This window comes from Pseudoalteromonas sp. BSi20429 (assembly GCF_000238895.1).
Classification (GTDB): domain Bacteria; phylum Pseudomonadota; class Gammaproteobacteria; order Enterobacterales; family Alteromonadaceae; genus Pseudoalteromonas; species Pseudoalteromonas arctica.
In genome coordinates this window covers 1-1,216 of the sequence record NZ_BADV01000007.1, presented here as the reverse complement: position 1 = coordinate 1,216, position 1,216 = coordinate 1, and the positions used below count along the sequence as shown (strand labels likewise).

1 protein-coding gene is annotated in these 1,216 nt (G+C 39.2%); it reads right to left on the bottom strand.

The features are described from left to right. Positions 1-33: 33 nt before the first annotated feature. Positions 34-987, bottom strand: a complete 954-nt coding sequence (locus tag P20429_RS17995; RefSeq protein WP_007580143.1) for an IS110 family transposase — start codon at positions 985-987, stop codon at positions 34-36. Positions 988-1,216: the final 229 nt, after the last annotated feature.

Sequence of the window (1,216 nt, the reverse complement as noted above, 5' to 3'; positions counted from 1 at the left end):
CCTAACAAGTGACTATGGTGTCAATTCCTAATTTCAAACCATTTTAGGATCCCACATGACACCATCCCTCACCATAGAATTTATGATTACTATAAGCTTTCTTATACAGGCAATAATAGCCACTTTTTTAGGTTTTCCTGCCGCGACTAGCCGATGATAAATAGCTTTAAATTTAGGGTTACATTGGATAGCTGACATCATTGCCATATACATTGCGGTTCTAATTTTTGGCCGTCCACCTCGTATCATCCGTTTACCCTGATAAGCACCACTTTCTCGATTAAATGGTGCAACACCAACCAGTGATGCAGCCTCTTTATTGTTTACACACCCAAGCTCAGGCATGTCACTAAGTAAGTTAAATGCGACAACATTCCCAACGCCAGGCACACTTTGAATAATGTCATTCTTGACCTTATATTCGTCACATTCTTTGATGAGTTTTTGTAGTTTCAAATCTACTTTGTCAATCTGATTTTTTAATGCCGTTAGGATAGGTTTTATTAGTGATGATATTGTTTTTGGCATTATCTTTGAACGATTTTTCTCCATCGTTTGCATATCCATTAACTGCCTTCTTCTAGAAAGTAAATCACTCATCAAGCGCATCTGCTCTGGCTTTAAAGATGAGAGTGGTGGCTTTATTGCTTCACCAAAATGAGCGATGAGTTGCGCATCAAGTTTATCTGTTTTTGCTTTTTGGCCAATAGCGCCTGCGAAACGTTTAATATTAACGGGATTAGCAACAACGAAAGGGATATTCGCTTGAGCACACGCCATAATAAAGGGGTGTTCAAGGCGCCCAGTTGCTTCAATAGTAACACGCGTTATTGGGTGCTTTTTTAGTGTTTTTATAGCGTGTTTAATGCCGCCGTCATTGTTTTCTACGGTGAAATATATATCTAACGGTCGGATGTAAATATCGAGTTGAGTTTTACCTGTATCGACACCGACGTTAATTTCATTTTGATTATTGAGTGTATTCATAATAAGCTGACTCTGCCTTGCGATTCGGGCTCGAGGCCCCGTTGACTATCCGAGTTTAATGCTTGGAGTTTATACAGCGTTCTTTCTTGTTATCGGTCTCTCAATAGAGGAGCCTTCAATCAATCGAACTACTGTATAAAAGGCTTTGGTTGCAGCCAAAGCTTGGGCCTCACATTACCCGAACTTGGTTAAAGTATTAATTAATTTATGGGTTTATTATCCATACAAG